The following is an 18789-nucleotide window of genomic DNA, read 5'->3' as shown; positions in this document are numbered from 1 at the left end:
TTTCGAGATTATTCGCCATCTTAGGGCATGAAAAAATTAGCGCTTTCCATCTTATTGTTCAACAGCTTCAGTATTGCCAATAGCTATTCACAATCCGGAGTCCCTGCCATTAAGCACCAGCTTTCTGGTCGGGTTACTGATGAAAAGCATAGCCCCTTGGGACTGGTGATGGTGAGTTTGAAGCAAGGCCCTAAGGTGATCGCTAATGCGATAACCAGTCCGGAAGGAAACTATCAGTTTAAAAACATCCCTGAAGGAAATTATCAACTACTTTACAGGTATGTAGCCTACAGAGATACGACTTTGCAGGCTGGCATCCATAAGAATACCAGCGTAAATGTTCAATTCCTGGCTTCTCAAACGCTAAATGAAGTGGCCATTACCGCGAAAAAACCAATCTTCCAGCGTCAGATCGATCGTCTGCGCTTTAACGTAGGAGAAACCGATCTGATTTTCGGTAGTAACCTTTGGGAAGTCATTGAGAAAACACCATTGGTTAGTGTTTCTTCCGATGGCAACATCCAGATCAGTGGCACAACAGGGGCAGTGGTTTACCTCAACAATAAAAGAAAAATCCTCAGCGGAAATGCATTAAAGAACTACCTGAGTAGTATTCCTTCCGAAAATCTGGAGGCCATAGAAGTGATGACCAGCCCCTCCAGCAAGTATGATGCAGAGGGCGGCGCGGGAGTCCTCAACATCATCACCAAAAAGAACAAAGAAGAAGGATTTATCGGGAATGCTGGTTTAAGTGGCAGACAAACAGCCGTCAATTCTCAGGCAGGTAGCCTGTATGGAAACTACCGGGAAGGGAAATGGAATGTTTTCTCCAATTTATACATGAGCAACAGAAGTCGCAAACCTGAATTCAAAAAAGACATCGATTACCCCCTATCTGCCGACAACAATTTATTGCACAGAAGCATTCGTTCTTTCAATGACTACCAGATATTGTCGCCAGGTGGCAGTTTAGGAATCGACCACCAACTCAACAACAATCATGTATTTGGACTGCTCATCGATTATTCCGGGATGAACCATCAGGAAAACCGAAATGCGAAAAGCCGGGATCACTATAAAACCATGGATTCTTTGACTGCTACCAGGAACAGAGATGATTTAAGCTCAAACACCTATGCGCTCAACCTGAATTACCAGGGCAAACTGGATGGAAAAGGTAAAACCCTAAGTATAGACCTCGATGCATTGGAATACAATTCCAAAAACAAATCCATCAGTAAAACGGAAGCAATAGACCTCAACACCCAACAGGCCTTATTTGTCAGAGATTTGTTTAGAAGTTCTGCGCCACAAAAAATCAACAATCAATCCCTGAAAGCTGATTTCGAATGGCCTATTAACAAAGAGCTATCTATGGATTTCGGACTAAAAACAGCGGTTTCAAAAATCAACAATCATTTGCTTTTCGAAAATCAACTTGCAGATGGTCAATGGGAAAATGATAGGAACAGAAGCAATACCTTTCAATACAATGAACACATCAATTCGGCTTATGGTATTTTAAATGCCCGCATTAACCCGAAATGGTCTTACCAACTGGGCCTACGTATTGAAAACACCATTGCAAATGGATGGTTGGAAGGAATTAAGGTAGTCGACCGAAACTATACCAATCTATTCCCAACAGCATTCCTGAAATACACCAGCAGCAAGGAAAAATCTTATGTGATGGCGCTTTCCAGCAGGATCAACCGACCAGGTTTCTGGGATGTAAATCCATTCCGTACCTATACCACAGACCAGACCTATTTTGAAGGAAATCCATTTCTGATGCCTTCCAAATATTATAGAGAGGAATTGAGTCATACCCTCCTCAGTAAAGCAGGCAGCTTTACTTTTCAACTGGCTGCCAGTCAGTCGCTGGACGAAATCTATGCCCTACCAAGTAATCCAACTGCAAATGTAATTGCCAATAAGAAGGTCAACTATGGAAATAAATACAGCTTCACGAATACCATCACCTATTTTCAACAGATTTTACCCTGGTGGAGGCTATCCGGAACCACATTAACCGGATATGTACTTTCTAAAGGCAGTTATGCCAATCAGATTTTAATTGACAACAAAACCTTCCTGCTGAGTCTTTCTACCAATCAAACCTTTAACATTTCAAAGAAAGAGGGACTATCTTGTACCCTCATTGCCAACAATACATTTCCAGTTACCATCGTAAACACGGAAATTGGAAACAGATTAGAGACGGAGTTCAGATTAAGAAAAGCTATAGGCGCATGGAATGTGACCTTATCCGGTCAGGATTTCTTTAAGAGCAATAAAGACCGGTACAAAATAAGGGTCAATGACCTGAGAATTGTAGATGAAAACTACTATGATACCCGGAGTGTAGCCCTCTCCCTGAGCTTTAATTTTGGTAAAATGACGGTGAAGGATAAGAGAGATAGAGCTACTGGTTCAGAGGAAGTAAAAGGCCGAATATAGCCTGATTTTGCCCAATTCTCATTTATCATAAAAATGTAAAGACAATTTTCTCTAAAGAAACAGCCTGGCTAATGTTCTATCTTTGACCTTGTATGTTTATCAAATTGTTTCATTTTTTATCGTTGTTCGCCTACCTGAACATTATTGCTTATGAAGCAGGAGATGCTTCTGTTAAGCAATATTCGTTTGCCGGCGACTCCTTACTTGAAATTGTTCTTGACGACCTACTGGACATTCCTATGCACAATTATGAGGATGGCATTGAGATTCCAAATGAAAACTACCGCCTGTTCCAGACGGGAATCTACATCTTACCGGCCATCCTGATCTTATTTTCCTTCTTTATCTTTAAACAGATTGGAAAATTAGTCACCATTATTCATCCCTTCTATAAAACGAAGAGCACTTGTTTACCAAGCTATTACACCCATCTGTTTAGGCTAAAGCCATTCTAGGCAAGCTCATTTCTTAGTATTTCTATCCTTGAATATCATGGCAATTGATGCAAAGTCCGAATCGATTCGGGCCCTTTTCTTCTTTTGTCTGATTTCATCGCATAAGTACTACTGGCCTTTTCACAGGCTTTTTCTTTTGTTTCCTCAAAGGATTCAAAGACCGTTTTACACGCATTTTTCTTTTTAAACCACCCATATCACGGGCCGCATAGACGCGTCCCTAAAAATCATTATGACCATGAAAGTTAAGTATTTAGCTTATTTCCCAATTTTAGCTGCCGTTACCATCGCCGGCTGTACCTCGCAAAGCAAAACGCCAAGTGAAACAGACCAGGCCAAAACCGTGCCTATCGCTACAGTAAACGTATTAGACACCCTAATTTTCAAGGAATACATTGCCGATATCCAGGCTGTAAAAAACGTAGAAGTAAGGTCCAGGTTGTCTGGATTCTTAGAGAAGATCTATGTAGAAGAAGGTTCAGCGGTTAAAGCCGGACAAATTCTCTTCAAGATCAACGACGAAGAATACAAAGCCGACCTGAGCAAGGCGGAAGCGGTATTGAACAATGCCATCGCTGATGCGAAAACCGTAGATTTAGAGCAGGAAAGAACAAAGGTATTGGTGCAGAACAATATCGTTTCCAAAACAGAGCTTGATTTAGGAGCCGCTAAACTGAAAGCTGCTGAATCACGCGTAGCTGAGGCAAGATCAGTATTGAGATATGCAAAATCAAGACTTTCTCATACCCTGATCAAATCTCCATTTACAGGGCGTATAGACAGAATGCCACTAAAAGCAGGCAGTTTACTGGAAGAGGGCTCCCTCCTGACCACTGTTTCTGATTTGAGCGCAGTCAATGTTTACTTCTCCATCACCGAAAAGGAATACCTGAACATTGCCAGCGACTCCACTTATTCAAAAAACAATTTCAAGAAACGTGTTAAACTGACCCTGGCCAATGGTGTTGTTTACCCCTTTGAAGGTACTGCCAGATTCGCTGAAAGTGAATTCGCCAGTCAGACCGGCTCACTATCCCTTAAAGCCAATTTCCCGAATGCCGAAGGATTGTTGAAACATGGTGCTTCCGGTAAAATCAGTGTGCCTGTAGAAACAGGTGAGATTTTAGCTGTTCACCAAAAATCCGTATTCGAGATTCAGGACAGAACATATGTGTATGTGTTAAATGAAAACAACACCATCAAAATGACGCCTTTCGAAGCCGGACAACGTATCGGACACTATTATATGGTGAATTCCGGATTGAAGAAATCAGACAAGATCGTTTTTGAAGGTACCCAAAGTCTGCGTGATGGCCTGACCGTTAAACCAATGGACGTTAAAGCAAACCCAATCGCCAAAAACTAAATCTGCGCATAAATCATAAAATATTATGTTTGAACAATTTATAAAACGACCGGTATTATCGCTGGTTATTTCCTTATTTATCACCCTTTTGGGTTTACTGGCGCTGTTTACGCTCCCGGTTACCCAATTCCCGGACATTGTTCCCCCTTCTGTGGTGGTAACGGCCAATTACACCGGCGCAAATGCCGAGGTGAGTACAAATGCAGTGGCCATTCCTTTGGAAAGAGCAATTAACGGTGTGGCAGGGATGACTTACATGAGTTCCGTGTCTACCAACAACGGAACTACATTGATCCAGGTTTTCTTTAAAGTAGGTACCGATCCTGATATTGCCGCAGTAAACGTGCAAAACAGGGTAACAACCGTACTGGACGAATTACCTGAAGAAGTAATTAAAGCCGGGGTAACTACGGAGAAAGAGGTGAACAGTATGTTGATGTATTTGAACATCTACAGCGACGATAAAACTGCAGATGAGCGCTTTATCTACAACTTCACCGACATCAATATCCTGAAAGAACTGAAACGTATTGAAGGTGTAGGTTTTGCACAGATCATGGGATTAAGGGATTATGCAATGCGTGTGTGGTTAAAACCAGACCGTCTGGCTGCATACAACATCTCTTCTGATGATGTGATTGCCGCATTAAGAAAGCAAAACGTAGAAGCAGCACCCGGACAAACGGGTATCGGATCTGATAAATCGATCAATATGCAGCAATATGTATTGCGCTATCCTGGTAAATTTTCAGAATCTGAAGAGTATAAAAATATTCCGATCAGGGCAAATGCAGATGGTTCTATCATCCGGATTAAAGACGTCGCAGATGTAGAGTTTGGTTCACTCGACTATGAGATGGTCTCTAAAACGGATGGCAGGCCCTCTGCATCTATCATGCTAAAGCAGCTGCCTGGATCAAATGCTCAGGAAGTGATCAAGAACGTAAAGGAACGCATGGCCACTTTACAGGAAAACTCTTTCCCTCCGGGAATGAAGTACACGATGGGATACGACGTATCCAGATTCCTTGACGCCTCAATATCAAGCGTATTGATCACATTACTTGAAGCCTTTATTCTGGTATTTATAGTAGTATTCATTTTCTTACAGGATTTCAGATCTACTTTAATTCCAGCGCTTGCCGTTCCGGTGTGTTTGATTGGTGCGTTGTTTTTTATGCAGATGCTGGGCTTCTCCATCAACTTATTGACGCTGTTTGCACTCGTACTCGCCATCGGTATTGTGGTTGATAATGCCATTGTAGTGGTAGAGGCGGTCTACTCTAAAATGGAAGAAGAACACCTTCAACCTATGGAAGCGACCATCGCTGCCATGAAAGAAGTAGGTAAACCGGTTGTGGCAATTACCCTGGTGATGTCGGCCGTGTTTATTCCTGTGGCCTTCCTTTCCGGGCCAGTGGGTATTTTCTACCGACAATTCTCTCTAACACTGGCATCAGCTATTATCATTTCCGGAATTAATGCATTAACCTTAACACCGGCACTATGTGCCATCATTCTTCGTTCTCCACATGATAAGCCTACAGCCAAAGGCTGGATGGCCAGATTCTTTGCAGGATTTAACAGGGTTTACAATAGAATGGCTGGCGGATACAAAGGATTACTGACCAGAATCGCAGGAAGAAGAATCCTAACTTTCGGACTGTTAATTGCCTTCTTTATCACTACCTGGGGAATGAGCAGCATCTTACCGTCTGGATTTATCCCTACGGAAGACCAGGGTATGATTTATGTAAACGTCACCACTCCTCCAGGAGCAACGGTTGACCGTACAGAAAGTGTCCTGAATGAGATTGATGCCATCAGCAGAAAAATGCAGGCCGTAGAAACCGTTTCAACACTTGCCGGATATAGTTTGGTAAACGAGGTTTCTGGTGCTTCTTATGGAATGGGGATGATCAACCTTGTATCCTGGAAGGATCGTAAAGAATCAGTAACGGACATGATTGAAAACCTTAAAAAGGCAACTTCACACATCATGGATGCAGATATTGAGTTCTTCCCTCCGCCTACTGTACCTGGTTTTGGTAACTCCTCAGGCTTTGAATTACGTCTTTTAGATAAAACTGGTGCTGACGACCTGAACCGGACTGCTGAAGTCATGAAGAAATTCATTGAAGACTTAAAAGCTACCCCTGAAATCGGTAATGTTTTTACCACATTCGACGTCAGCTTCCCTCAATACCTGATCAAGGTAGATCACGATCTGGCAGCCAAAAAAGGAATTAGTGTAGAAAATGCCATGAACACCCTGCAAACTTTAATGGGTAGTTACTATGCCACAAACTTCATCCGCTACGGACAAATGTACAAAGTGATGGTGCAGGCTGGTCCAAATTACAGAGAAAAACCAGAGGATGTACTGAACCTTTTCATCAAGAATGAACAAGGTGAAACGATGCCATTCTCTTCGTTTATCACCATGGAGCGTGTGTATGGTCCGGAGCAAATCACCCGTTACAACATGTTCTCTTCGGCCATGCTGAATGGCGATGCCACCGCAGGATTCAGTAGCGGACAAGCGATTGAGGCGGTAGAAGCTGTAGCGAAGAAACTTCCTACTGGCTATGAAATCGAATGGTCTGGTATGACCAGAGAGCAGATCCTTTCCGGAAATCAGGCTTTATACATCTTTGCTTTGTGTTTATTGTTTGTTTACCTGATCCTTGCCGCGCAATATGAAAGCTTCTTATTGCCATTGCCGGTATTGCTTTCTTTACCAGCTGGTATTTTTGGGGCCTTCCTGTTCTTATGGATGTTTGGACTGGAAAATAACATTTATGCACAAGTGGCACTGGTCATGCTGATCGGTTTACTCGGTAAAAACGCGATTCTAATCGTAGAGTATGCCATTATTAAACAAGAACAAGGTATGAGTTTCTTAGATGCTGCAATTGAAGGCTCTGTAGCCCGTTTGCGTCCTATTTTGATGACCTCTTTTGCTTTTGCAGCAGGATTGGTTCCTTTAATGATTGCTACAGGCGCCGGTGCCTTAGGAAACCGCTCTATCGGAACAGCCGCTGTAGGTGGTATGATTATCGGTACCGTGGTTGGGGTAATCGTAATTCCAGGCCTGTACGTACTCTTCTCTTCTATGATGAAAAAGAAAGTAACTGCAAGTGCCAAAGTGGTAGTCGCGATTGCATCCGTGATGTTGATCAGCAGCTGCTCGATGAAGAAAGATGTGCCGAACTATGAGCACCGCGCATTGCCGGAAAGCTTCCAGAAAAGTACAGACAGCAATACCGTAGCCCACACGACCTGGAAAGAATTCTTTAAAGATGAACAGCTCATTTCCTTAATTGAAACGGCATTGGCCAATAACCCGGATATGAAGCAAACGCTTCACCATATCGAAATGGCTAAAGCAAATCTAAGAATGCGGAAAGGTGCAGCTTTACCTAATATAGACCTGGCAATTGAAGGTGGATTAAGGAGATACGGATTTCACACTGCAGATGGAATTGGTAATTACGACACCAATTTTTCTCCAAACCTGAAACCAGGTGAACAGGTTCCTAACCCGCTTCCAGACTATTTCATAGGGATCAGAACTTCCTGGGAACTGGATCTATGGGGTAAATTGAAAAACAAAAAGCAAGCTGCAGTAAACAAATTCCTGGCTTCTTACGAAGGTCAGAAACTGGTACAAACAGAACTGATCAGTAATGTATCCGCTGCCTATTTTGAATTGCTCAGCCTGGATGAAGAACTGAAGATTCTCAGCAGAAATATCCTGCTTCAACAGAATGGTTTGAAGTTGATTCAGGTGCAAAAAGAAGCAGGTGTAGCTACCGAATTAGGTGTACAGCAATTCAAAGCAGTACTTGCCAATTCTAAAGCAAAAGAGCAGGAAGTGTTGCAACAAGTGAGCTTAATGCAAAACCACCTAAACTTCCTGACCGGAAGATTCGAATCTACTATTACACTAAAAGAGAATGGATTAGAAGAGTTTAATTCCAGTAGCACTTTAGCAGAAGGTACCCCATTGCAAATGATTGCATTAAGGCCCGACATCAGACAGGCGGGACTGGAACTGATCGCTTCACAGAAAGAAACGAAGGCCGCAAGTGTAGCATTCTTACCTTCCATCGTGTTGGCGCCGCATATTGGCTTGCAATCGTTTGATCTGGGTAAATTGTTCCAGCCGCAAACTGCATTGGCTTATGGCTTGATAGGTGGCTTAACCGCTCCAATTTTCAACCAGCACCGCATACGAGCTGAATACGAGAGTTACAAAGCAAATTACGGGATCGCCTTCCAGAATTATGAGAAGATTGTTCTAAAGGCTTATAACGAAGTGCAGGATGCAGTGAAAGCGCAGGCTTTCATCAAGGCTAAGAGAACATTTATCTCTGAAGAAGTGAAGGCCTTGAATGCTTCCGTGAAAGCCGCAAATGCATTGTTTTTAGCAGGTAGAGTGACCTATCTGGACATCATAACTACACAAAGAAATGTGTTAGATGCAGAAATCAATGAGGTTCAAGCTAAAAAACAACAGGTATTGAACCAGATTTCCATTTACAAAGCCTTAGGTGGAGGCTGGAAATAAAAAATCCATATTTTTTCACTAAACAAACAAGCCCTGAATCTAAAAAATCAGGGCTTGTTTTCTTTCTACCTCATTATTTTCTCATGTTGTTCTATTTAGGAAAAAGTAATATTTAAGCTTTCATTCATTTTCAGATTGATTTTCTTAGCGCTGACAATGCTCAGGTCTGATCCATTTTGTTTGAATTGCACGGGGATTTTCTGACTGCCCAACATCACTGAAACTGCATTTACCTTACCTGAGCCTATTTTACTGAAGGCTAATTCTGTTAATTGCAATTCACCGTATTTCAGGTGGATCGCATGTAATTGTTTGGCACCGGTTTTCTGTTGTGTGTAAGTCCCCCAGCCTTGAGCTGAAGTGAAAGGCGTTTTAAAATTCTCTGCGTTCCATGCTGGTGAGAACTTCAGGTACCCTTTTGGTCCATGGTACTCAAAGCCACCCGCGTTGATGAAAGTACCATAACTGGCCATTGCTCTGGCATAATGGTCGCTGCATTCGATCTCATTGAAAGGATTTCTTTTCGAAGCATGGTACCTATCGTGAATAGAACGCGTCAGAATTAAACTCTCTTCTACCATCCCTTCTCCCATCAAATGAGCGGCTACCTGGTGTTCAAAACCACTCATACACTCATGAAAATAGCCCAATTGCCAGCCCACATGCTCTCCAAAAGGTTTGGCCTCATTGTATGGATTCGTATTCATCACCATTCCTCCTTCCCCTGCAAGTGCATATGGCCTTCCGCCAGTATGGGTTTTGATGTATGGCCCAACATCAGAAGTAAAATTATACTTCCATAAAGCTTTGAGCGCGGCTACTGCTTTATCTTTGCTCAACACCCTTGGCAAGCCCACCTGAAATGCCCAACTCTGACCATATACCTGATCAATATGGCAGGTATTATAGGAACCCAGTTTTTTACGTCCTTCTACCTTATCCGGACGGTGAATAAAATACTCACCATTAAACAATTCCTGTTCCATGTTTTTACGGCCATTGGCTACATAGGTTTCACAAGTTTTGGCAAAAGCAGCATCACCCATTTCTTCGGCCATGGCCTGACCTGCTCTTGCGCCGGCAATACACAAACCAACAATCCAGGCAATTTCACCTTCCCAAACTGCATCCAGTGTGTTTTCCATTGGGGTATCTGTCATACCATCACCGTTTTTATCCTGATCCAGCATAAACTGTGTAGCCTTTTTAATCCCTGCCCAATTTGTTTTCAGGAAAGTATCGTCAGCACTCATCTGGTGTTCTCTGTAAAACCTCAATACAGTCCCCGCCTGTCCATCAATTGCCGGCCGGCTTTCATTTTCTGCGCGAAATATAATTGCTCCTGTATCCTCCTTAAAACCAAGGCCCAGATCTACACGCTGTCTTAAATCGCGTTCCAGCTCCGGAAATATCCTGGCTACAGACTGTGCGTATTGCCAAACATGTGTACAGGTACCCGCACAAGCCCCAACACCTTCCCAGCCCCAGAATCTACCATCGGCGAAACGATAGGTATTGGCCGTTGCCAGCGTATCGATATTGATAAAAGTGCGTTCCAGAAACCAATATGGCAAGGTAGAATCGTTCCAGGTATCCGTCCACAACTCTGTGGTTCTGGTTAGTTTATCAAAATTATCCTGTAAATACACGCTTACTGCATCGGCATCTTTAAATCTGGTTGCATAATGAAATCCCTGCTGTGCATTCTTCACTATCTTTTTCAGGTTGACGTTGGCATTGTTAAAATGCCAGCTTACAGAATAATCTGCTTTCATTGATTTCCCAGGACCAACTGATGCCTGAAGTTCTAATCCGCCCACCAATTTTTCAGGTGCATCTATCACTGCTGAATTATTCACAGCAGCATTGAAGTGTTTTTCAGTAACCGGCCATGGACTAATGGAAGGATAAGCCTTTCCTTTCGACTGGTGTAAGGTAAAACACATGGTACCTGCATCCTGTGCGTTCATTACCTCTATCTGATCTGAGTCAAATGAAGAGAAAATACGGGTAGCTCCAGAGGCAGTATTTACCTCATTTTTACGTTTTCCGGTTTTAGCCTTTCCAGTCAGCTTATTGGCTCCATTTTCCATCCATCCCAGTACAGAAATCTGTGCCGGAGCAGCAGTAGGATTTTTCACTTCTACCCTTAAAAAAGTAGCAGGCAACGCAGAATTTAACGCGTCCAGCGGAATAAAAGGCGAATACACCTTTAACAACACCTGTACTGGAAAATCCTTGCTGAGGTATTCGATAGTGGCCATTGGATATGCAGGTTTAAAGATCACTTCATCCCAATGTTCTTCGCTCAGCTCTTTAATGAAAGTTTTACCATTGACCACTGCTTTTACAGCAAAGCCCTGTTCTAAAACACGTTTGTTGTTGGCGATAGCAGGTTCTACATAGGCTGCACCATCTCTAACCCGAATCTTTCTGGATGCCGTACCATCATTCCAGTTCACCGTTTTAGGATCAATTCCCTCCTGTGCTCCTTCAAATGTTTCATTGTAAATCTGCCAAAGCCACAGACGACCGTCGCCACCAACATACACTGTTCCTGCATGAAGGCCACCAACTGGCATTCCTATAAAACTGAGCTCATTTTTACGCTTAAAATAAGCCGTTTCCTTGCCACGGTTGTACAGTGATTTGATCCACTTTGGATCTAAATTCTTATCTAATGGTATATTATGCAGTGGATAATCCAAAACAAAAATACTCTTGCCCCACACGGGGAACTGAATGGCAGCAAGACTACCCATAAGCAGTCCTGCGTTCTTTATAAAATCTCTTCTGTTCGACGTCATCATCAATGCTTCTTATTTTGTGTGTTACCAACCTTGATTTTGAGGCAAAAAATTCCTGTTTCTATCCAAAATAGATTGAGGAAGCGGCCATATATAATTTTTACCTGCATTAAAAACCCTGTCCTGTGCTTTGAACATGGGCTTTGTCCAGTCGCCAATAGCTAAAATCACCTCCCTTCAAGGTCATAACCCATGGTAGTCACTTAAGATATATACTTTGAGGGATAGAATCTGGTAAATGCCAAATACGTTTAATATTATGACGGAATTGTAAAATCTCCCAGTTTAAATCCAGTAGGAAGCTAGAAACACGACGCTTAAATAGGCCCAGAACAGGGAAAACACGACATGCACGACCGTCTCAAATGTCTTACCTTTCCAGAGTTTTGACGAATATCCAAAAAACTGGATGTACAGTCGAATCAACCAAAAGATGCCTATTCCAAATGCGATTTTCTTGCCGAAACTATTCGAGACCAACTCATTCGATGAAGTTAAACACAACAGCCCAATTAGAAATACCACCAATGCAATGAAGAAAGTGTGGATGTACATGATCTGACGATTGGCCAAACTCAAAGCACTCAATTCCTCTGTCCAATTGAAGTATTTGGGAAAAACCAGATGTACAAATGATAGTGCAATTAAAAGTACGCCAATGATTTTATAATGTATCTCCATTCTTTACTAAGATAAATGTTGAAATAAAAGGAGTAAGTTTTACTTCCTCTTGAATAGCCAATTCTGCATGCTCAAAAGTCTTGAGCCATGTAGGCCTGGAATGAAAATGAAAGAAACCGAGGTTATAAGCCAAAAAATTCGGCAGATCTCTCAAATGTTCCACTATAAAAACCTCTCCATCCGGATGCAGCACCCTATTCAGTTCCTTAAAAAACAAAATCCTTTCCTGCTCCTCCCTGATTTCGTGAGCAGAGAGAATCAGAAAGATTTTATCGGTGCTATGGTCTTCCAGGTCTAGTTTTATAGTATTGATCTGTTCGGTACCCGGGTACGCAGGATATGCTTTTCTGGCTCTCCTGATCGAAACCTCTGTATGTTTTAAAGGATCATAAAAATCGAGCACCCGCATTTCTGCCTTGGGAAACCTCCTGCAAAGTATCGCAGTGCTTTCATCAAAACCGGCATTTATGTTGACAATACGTTGATAACCTGAGGAAGCATTTAACCATTTAAATTGATACAAGCCAGACAAATCATATACATACCAGGATACGGCAAGCGAAATCACATTGATGGTAAGTAAACCAAGACATGCAATAAGGAGCGGTACATAGAAAGCGGGTTGAATCCACATCAAAAGCAGCAACAAGCAGACAAAACCTACAGAAAGCAGGTAAAAATGCCAATTGAACCGCACAATATTCCAAACGCCCTGAAAGGGTTTTCTTATCTGTTCCATTGCTCGATTTTACCTTTTTTCCAGTGATAAGGAATATTCTTAATGATAAAAGCGTTGGCCAATACACTTTCTTTTAGTTTTAAGGATTGAAGAAATGAAATATGGCAGGCTAAGACCTTAATCGGTTCTGGTATCCAATTCTCTCTGACCCCTTCTATCACTAAAACTTCTTTCTTTTCTTCGTTATAAGTAAATGTAAAAGGCAAAGGACCTGCAAACCTTCTGGCAGCTTTCCAATCTACAAATGGGGAATGTTCAGGTAAAGAGACTTCTCCCAACTGTTCCTCCAGTTTAATATTGAAATCTGATTTTATAGAGTTGATTTCTGTCAGGCTTCCACTTTTCTTAAAAGTAATATCTGTTGTGGAATAATTATAATGGGTAAATAAATTTCCCATCCACTCCATCTTTACTTTATCCGTTTCTGATTTCAGGATATACAAGCCTCTTAATCTTTTCCCCGCAGCATTGATGTATTTTACAAATACCCGGTAACCTATTAAAAAGAAATCATTGCCTAGAATTGTCGGAAACCCCTTCGGTCTCAAACCTTTGGTCTGGACCATTGCTACTGCCAGGAAAGCCCATTTCTCATCCAGGGTATCCAACTCCAGACAATCCGGAATAAAGGATTGGAGTTCTTCTTTCGGTACAGCAAAGGTGAGTACTGTAGAGCATTCAAAAAACGCTTCAACAGAGAAAGGATGATTTTTAAGAATGGAAAGCATACTAAGCGTTAATGGGACTACTTTGTAATTTAAATTCCTTAAAGTAAATCAAAAAAATAAACAAAAACGCGAATAAGGAGTTAAATCTGCCCCATAGGAGCAGATCAGGTACCAGTATAAATTCGAGAAAGTTCATGAGGGCAATGATCACAATTTGTAAGATGGCATTTAAACGGGATTTATATCCGGTTAAAATCCAGATCGCCATCCCTATTTCTGAAAGTCCAATGGCTATGGTCAATGGCTTTGAATAAACATCCCCAAGAATTCTTCCTACAATTTCTTCATGTCTTGGTACAAAATTCAGGACTTTGCAGAATAGTCCATTAACGAACCATACCCCAGCAATGACATAAGTAATTAATCTCTCCAACATCTGATCAAAAGCTTATCGTTAACACGTTATTATTTCATAGGATACCATAGAGTATCTTAATTTTGGCTTAAGATATTATAAAAAACCTTGATTCCTTTAACAAGAGATCTATTCCTGTACTTCAATTGTTATCGCATCTGATGATTTCATCAGTTTTAGAAAATCTGAGGGTTCATGTAACTGGTGACTAAAGAAAATTCCTTTTCTATGCTCCTTTTTTAACATGGATTCTATATGCAATACAGTACTAAAAGCCGTCAGGTGCGATTGTCCTAATGTATCCTGGACAGCAATTCTTTTGCTTTCCTTTCCATTGTCTACGATCACATCAAAGAGCGTCTGATCTCCTTTTCCATTGGCACTAAAGATCAGTTTTCTCATAGATAAGGAAAGCACATCAAATAACCTAACACTTTGGAAGGCGCCCAATAACCAGGTGATAAACGGCGAGTTATAAGTCATTTTCACCTGTACTGTAGGAACTCCTTCCCCTTTATGGAGGATAAACAAATCCGGTGTATCAAAATTATAGGATTGCCGCTTTCCTATCCCAAATGAGTAGTTGTGTTTTTCAGAATTCAGGAAATGTTTAAGCCAGACCAGTTGATTTTCTTTATATCCTTTGAAAGGTTTAGCTACATTTTCTGCCATAAAATGCGCGGAGCTTAGTCCTGCCTGGTCATTTACGGAATAGTAAACGAATAAATTTACAGACTTGATCTTTTTCTTTTCGGGTTCGGCAAGGAAGACCAGACTGCTCAGCAGTCCCCCCATCCAACCGGAGCTGAACACCAACTGGCTATTGATATTGTTCTTAGCTGTCGCCTGCAATGCCTTTTCCAGATCTGGAGTAGGTTTAGTGATGTCGATATAATCGACACCATTCGATATACAGTACTTTAAAATATGGTTGGATGGATCATTGGCGCAAAGCACAATGAGGCCAATTTGCTGGTTTGTAATTGCGCTGAAGGTATCAGGTTGGTTTACATCGATCCTTAAACCATTAACTAAAGAAGAACTCAGGTTGCGACTCCCCACAAACACTTCCAGTTCCGGATTTCTTTTTTTTAACAGTTCAACAATCTTATTGCCCACCAGGCCTTTCCCACCAACTACGAGGATATTCTTTTTTATTCTCTGCATCATAAATTGATCTATTTAGATGGCAAAGTTGTTTCAAAGGCTCCTCTTTACAGCGGACAAATGTCCATAAAACAGATTAGTCCCATTTTACATTCAAGTCATGCTTTTCGGCATATGCTTTTCCTTTTTCAAGTAACAAGGCAAACTTATCCTCAAATTTAGGGACATATTTTTTCTCAATATCCAGAATGATCTTTTGTTTTTGATCTTCAGGTCCTTTACTGTCACAAAGTTTGGCGTAGTTGGTGTATTCGTTTTTATAAACAGGAATCACATACTCGTAGATACTTAAAGACAAATCTTTAATTTCTTTGGTATCCTCATTTTCAGGTAATTCTTTGATGTCTTTCAGCACCTTTTCCATGTACAGGACTTTGTTGTTAACGAAGGTGGTCGCCTCATCTCCATTTTTTTTAGACTCAGGTCTATCAGCAAACTCCTTGGTTTCAGCCTGGATGTGCTGTGCCAATCTATCGGTTCCAAAGTCGGTGATCGTATTGGTATTTAACACGGCAACACCAAAAAACTGATCGGGTGAAGTATTCAAATTACAGGAAAAAAATACGGTGGTTGCGGCTACTATGGCAAGTTTAGGCAGAGATTTTATAAAGAAATTGTTCATTAAGTTCAGTTCGTTATTATGAAGATCTTAAAGCGCAAAGACCAGGCCATTAGAGGGTAAAAAAAAGGAATTAAATCTATTAAACTCATTCTCTGATTAATAAATAAATGGGTCTCCATAGGAGACTTTTTGAATTCTGAAAAAGCAGTCGCCGGATATGCTTATCTTTAGGATAACTGTGTCTTTTTAAACCGATAATCACCATGGCAGATGTAAACAAAAAGAAACTTTTTCTAACCTGGTTGTTCGGCCTGTTTATGCTAGGTGCAGGAATCAATCACCTCATAAAACCGGCCTTTTATCATCCTTTTATTCCGGATTGGATGCCTGAGCTGGCAGTCAACTATATCGTTGGATTGCTGGAGGCTTCCATTGGCTTTGGCATGATCCTGCCAAAATACAGGAGAATTGCCGCCATGACCAATCTGTTATTGATGCTATTCTTCCTCCCTTTTCATATTGCAGATGTATTTAAGTCGAATCCTTCTATAGGCTCTCATTTACTGGCTTATATCAGACTTCCAATTCAATTTATACTCATTTATTGGGCCTGGTACATCATTCCAAGGGGCAATTAATCCGCTCATCTGACAACATTATTCTTAATTTTGTCGTTAGCAATAAAAAAATAACATGAAGAAAACCATTTACCTCTCCTGTCTGATCCTGCTCGGTCTTTCGTTCCATAGTATGGCTCAGTCTCAGAAAAAACAACTAAGAGAACAGATCAAGCAAGTTCTCGCGCATAAAAAAGCGGATGTGGGTATTTCTGTATATGGCATAGAAAGTAAGGATACCTTAAGCATTAATGGCGACAAGCACTACCCTATGCAGAGTGTATTTAAGTTCCACATTGCAATGGCAGTTTTAAATCAGGTAGACAAAGGTAAATTTACGCTTTCTCAAAAGATACATATCAAGAAAAGCGATTTATTACCGAATACCTGGAGCCCGATCCGTGATGCACATCCTAACGGAGAAGTAGATTTGCCGCTTTCAGAAATCCTCAAATATACGGTTGCGCAAAGCGACAATAACGGCTGCGACATCCTCATGAGATTACTTGGTGGTCCTAAGCCCATCAATGATTACATCCATAGTCTTGGGGTAAAAGACGTAGCCATCCAGGCGAATGAAGAAGAAATGCATAAAGAATGGAATGTACAATTCTCAAACTGGAGTACTCCAAAGGCTACTACTGATCTCTTAGTGAAGTTTTACACTAAAAATCTTTTGTCAAAAGATAGTTTCAATTTCTTATGGACCACTATGGTAGAAACTACTACCGGAGTTAACAGAATCAAAGGACAACTGCCAAAAGGTACCATTGTGGGTCATAAAACAGGTACATCAGACACCAATAAAGCAGGTGTTACCGCAGCCATCAATGACATCGGAATTGTCCGCCTACCTAATGGGAAGCTTTATGCAATTGCTTTCTTTGTGTGCGATACCAAAGAAAACGAGGCCACTAACGAAAAAATCATTTCTGATATCTCGAAACTAGTTTGGGATTACTTCAACAAGAAGTCTAAATAAACGCTAAGCGCATATCAACTGCTGAACTGGCCATTAAATAAGTAGTTTAATAAAAAAGGATAAGTAGTGGAACAAAAAAGGGTTAAACCAACATTCTGTTTGTTGATTTAACCCTTTTTCATGGTTCAATGATTTGTGTTATTACTACATAATGAAACGGCGTGTTGGTTTAAATGCTTTCATTAGCAATACCAATAAAGCACTAATTCCAAAGGTAATACAGGCAATTCCAAGGATTTTAAAAAAAACAGGTAATGGCGCAGCAATCGCTTCCATTACATCATAGCCCAGTTCTACAAATACAAAGTGGCAAAGGTAAATTCCAAATGTCAGGGAAGCCAGTTTCGACAATCCCGGAGTAGAGGCTACATTCATTTTCTGAACAATTACAAATACAGGGAATGTCATCATAAACACGTTGATACCTGCAAAATACCATACAATTTCAAGGTTGGCATAATTGCCTGGGAAGTGCTTCTGTGTTTCGATAAATCCGAAGGAAGTCACCAGGTATCCCACCAGGAACATAGGAATACAGATACTCAGCATCTTGTTCCAGCTCCAGTCCAATGGATATTTCACTAAGTAATAAGCCATTACCAAATAGCCGGTGAAGCCAGAAATGTAATAGAATGTACCGTAATCATTCCAGTCGCACACCCCAAAAAGACCCATATTGCCATAGTTACCTTTGTAACCCAATACCGGAGCCAACATTTTGATATAAGGTAAAACCAATGCGATCCCCCATACACATAAAAAGATCTCTATGTCTTTTTTAGTTGCTTGTTTTAACCAACCACTAAACACCGGCATAATCAGATAAAGTCCAACCAGCATATACATATACCATAGTGGAATGGTGGCGAAACTGAAGTTGAAAACAAATAAATACAGATTCCCTAACGTCGCATCAAGTGTATGATTTGCCAGGTTCAATGCCGGATTTTGAGTACCTGGATTGATATAAGTCAGATAAACATAGAATAATAAAGGCAAGGCCAGCGACCAGAAAACTAGTGGAATAAGGATTCTGACAATTCTTTTCTTGTAAAAATCAGCCATGCTCATATTGATGGGCAGTAATAAAACGCCAGACATCATGACAAACAAAGGCACACATGACCTCACAAAACTTCCGGTAAACACCCCGGTAAGGAATGCACCGCGGTTCGAATCGAATTGTGCCACAAAGGGATCACAACTGTGGGAAACCACCACTAAAAAACAAGCAATAATGCGCAATAGATTCACCCATCCCAATTCCCCCTGCACTTTTTTTTCCATATGATTTATT

14 protein-coding genes are annotated in these 18789 nt (G+C 41.1%); 6 read left to right on the top strand and 8 right to left on the bottom strand.

From position 1 onward, the window contains the following. The first annotated feature begins 27 nt into the window (after positions 1 to 27). The 4 genes from R2Q94_RS06010 to R2Q94_RS05995 all read left to right on the top strand — a co-directional run bounded on the left by R2Q94_RS06010 (position 28) and on the right by R2Q94_RS05995 (position 8854). The gene (locus R2Q94_RS06010) at positions 28 to 2460 is read left to right on the top strand and encodes an outer membrane beta-barrel protein (protein WP_316820541.1); all 2433 of its coding nucleotides are present in this window, start codon (positions 28 to 30) and stop codon (positions 2458 to 2460) included. Between the two features lie 92 nt (positions 2461 to 2552). Further along, the gene (locus R2Q94_RS06005; protein ID WP_316820540.1) at positions 2553 to 2915 is read left to right on the top strand and encodes a hypothetical protein; all 363 of its coding nucleotides are present in this window, start codon (positions 2553 to 2555) and stop codon (positions 2913 to 2915) included. 238 nt (positions 2916 to 3153) lie between these two features. Continuing rightward, positions 3154 to 4281 carry an efflux RND transporter periplasmic adaptor subunit gene (locus tag R2Q94_RS06000; RefSeq protein ID WP_316820539.1) on the top strand — a complete coding sequence of 376 codons (1128 nt, stop codon included), beginning with the start codon at positions 3154 to 3156 and terminating at the stop codon, positions 4279 to 4281. 25 nt (positions 4282 to 4306) lie between these two features. Further along, the gene (locus R2Q94_RS05995; protein ID WP_316820538.1) at positions 4307 to 8854 is read left to right on the top strand and encodes an efflux RND transporter permease subunit; all 4548 of its coding nucleotides are present in this window, start codon (positions 4307 to 4309) and stop codon (positions 8852 to 8854) included. Positions 8855 to 8949: 95 nt separating this feature from the next. On the opposite strand, the gene R2Q94_RS05990 is transcribed toward R2Q94_RS05995, so the two are convergent. From R2Q94_RS05990 to R2Q94_RS05960, 7 genes are all read right to left on the bottom strand, one after another. Beyond that, positions 8950 to 11664 (bottom strand): GH116 family glycosyl hydrolase, encoded by a 2715-nt coding sequence (locus R2Q94_RS05990; RefSeq protein WP_316820537.1) that lies wholly within the window; start codon positions 11662 to 11664, stop codon positions 8950 to 8952. Between the two features lie 282 nt (positions 11665 to 11946). Continuing rightward, a complete protein-coding gene (locus tag R2Q94_RS05985; protein ID WP_316820536.1) occupies positions 11947 to 12342 on the bottom strand; it encodes a hypothetical protein in 396 nt (131 codons plus the stop codon). Further along, positions 12326 to 13081 carry a class I SAM-dependent methyltransferase gene (locus tag R2Q94_RS05980; RefSeq protein ID WP_316820535.1) on the bottom strand — a complete coding sequence of 252 codons (756 nt, stop codon included), beginning with the start codon at positions 13079 to 13081 and terminating at the stop codon, positions 12326 to 12328. The genes R2Q94_RS05985 and R2Q94_RS05980 overlap by 17 nt, the downstream gene beginning before the upstream one ends. Further along, complete coding sequence (locus tag R2Q94_RS05975; RefSeq protein ID WP_316820534.1) at positions 13069 to 13809, bottom strand: DUF2071 domain-containing protein; 741 nt, start codon at positions 13807 to 13809, stop codon at positions 13069 to 13071. The genes R2Q94_RS05980 and R2Q94_RS05975 overlap by 13 nt, the downstream gene beginning before the upstream one ends. A 1-nt stretch (position 13810) precedes the next feature. Beyond that, complete coding sequence (locus R2Q94_RS05970; protein ID WP_316820533.1) at positions 13811 to 14185, bottom strand: DoxX-like family protein; 375 nt, start codon at positions 14183 to 14185, stop codon at positions 13811 to 13813. A gap of 108 nt (positions 14186 to 14293) precedes the next feature. Next, positions 14294 to 15334, bottom strand: coding sequence for a saccharopine dehydrogenase NADP-binding domain-containing protein (locus R2Q94_RS05965; RefSeq protein ID WP_316820532.1), 1041 nt, complete (start codon positions 15332 to 15334; stop codon positions 14294 to 14296). Positions 15335 to 15407: 73 nt separating this feature from the next. Then, positions 15408 to 15953, bottom strand: a complete 546-nt coding sequence (locus R2Q94_RS05960) for a hypothetical protein (protein ID WP_316820531.1) — start codon at positions 15951 to 15953, stop codon at positions 15408 to 15410. A gap of 203 nt (positions 15954 to 16156) precedes the next feature. On the opposite strand from R2Q94_RS05960, the gene R2Q94_RS05955 reads away from it, so the two are divergent. Then, on the top strand, positions 16157 to 16531 hold the full coding sequence (locus R2Q94_RS05955; RefSeq protein ID WP_316820530.1) for a hypothetical protein: 375 nt from the start codon (positions 16157 to 16159) through the stop codon (positions 16529 to 16531). 55 nt (positions 16532 to 16586) lie between these two features. After that, positions 16587 to 17492 carry a class A beta-lactamase, subclass A2 gene (bla, locus tag R2Q94_RS05950; RefSeq protein ID WP_316820529.1) on the top strand — a complete coding sequence of 302 codons (906 nt, stop codon included), beginning with the start codon at positions 16587 to 16589 and terminating at the stop codon, positions 17490 to 17492. A gap of 144 nt (positions 17493 to 17636) precedes the next feature. On the opposite strand, the gene R2Q94_RS05945 is transcribed toward bla, so the two are convergent. Further along, positions 17637 to 18779 (bottom strand): acyltransferase, encoded by a 1143-nt coding sequence (locus tag R2Q94_RS05945; RefSeq protein WP_316820528.1) that lies wholly within the window; start codon positions 18777 to 18779, stop codon positions 17637 to 17639. Positions 18780 to 18789: the final 10 nt, after the last annotated feature.

The organism is Pedobacter gandavensis, assembly GCF_032678465.1.
Taxonomy (GTDB): domain Bacteria; phylum Bacteroidota; class Bacteroidia; order Sphingobacteriales; family Sphingobacteriaceae; genus Pedobacter; species Pedobacter gandavensis_B.
The sequence above is the reverse complement of the archived record's forward strand: the minus strand, read 5'-3'. Positions and strand labels throughout refer to the sequence as shown.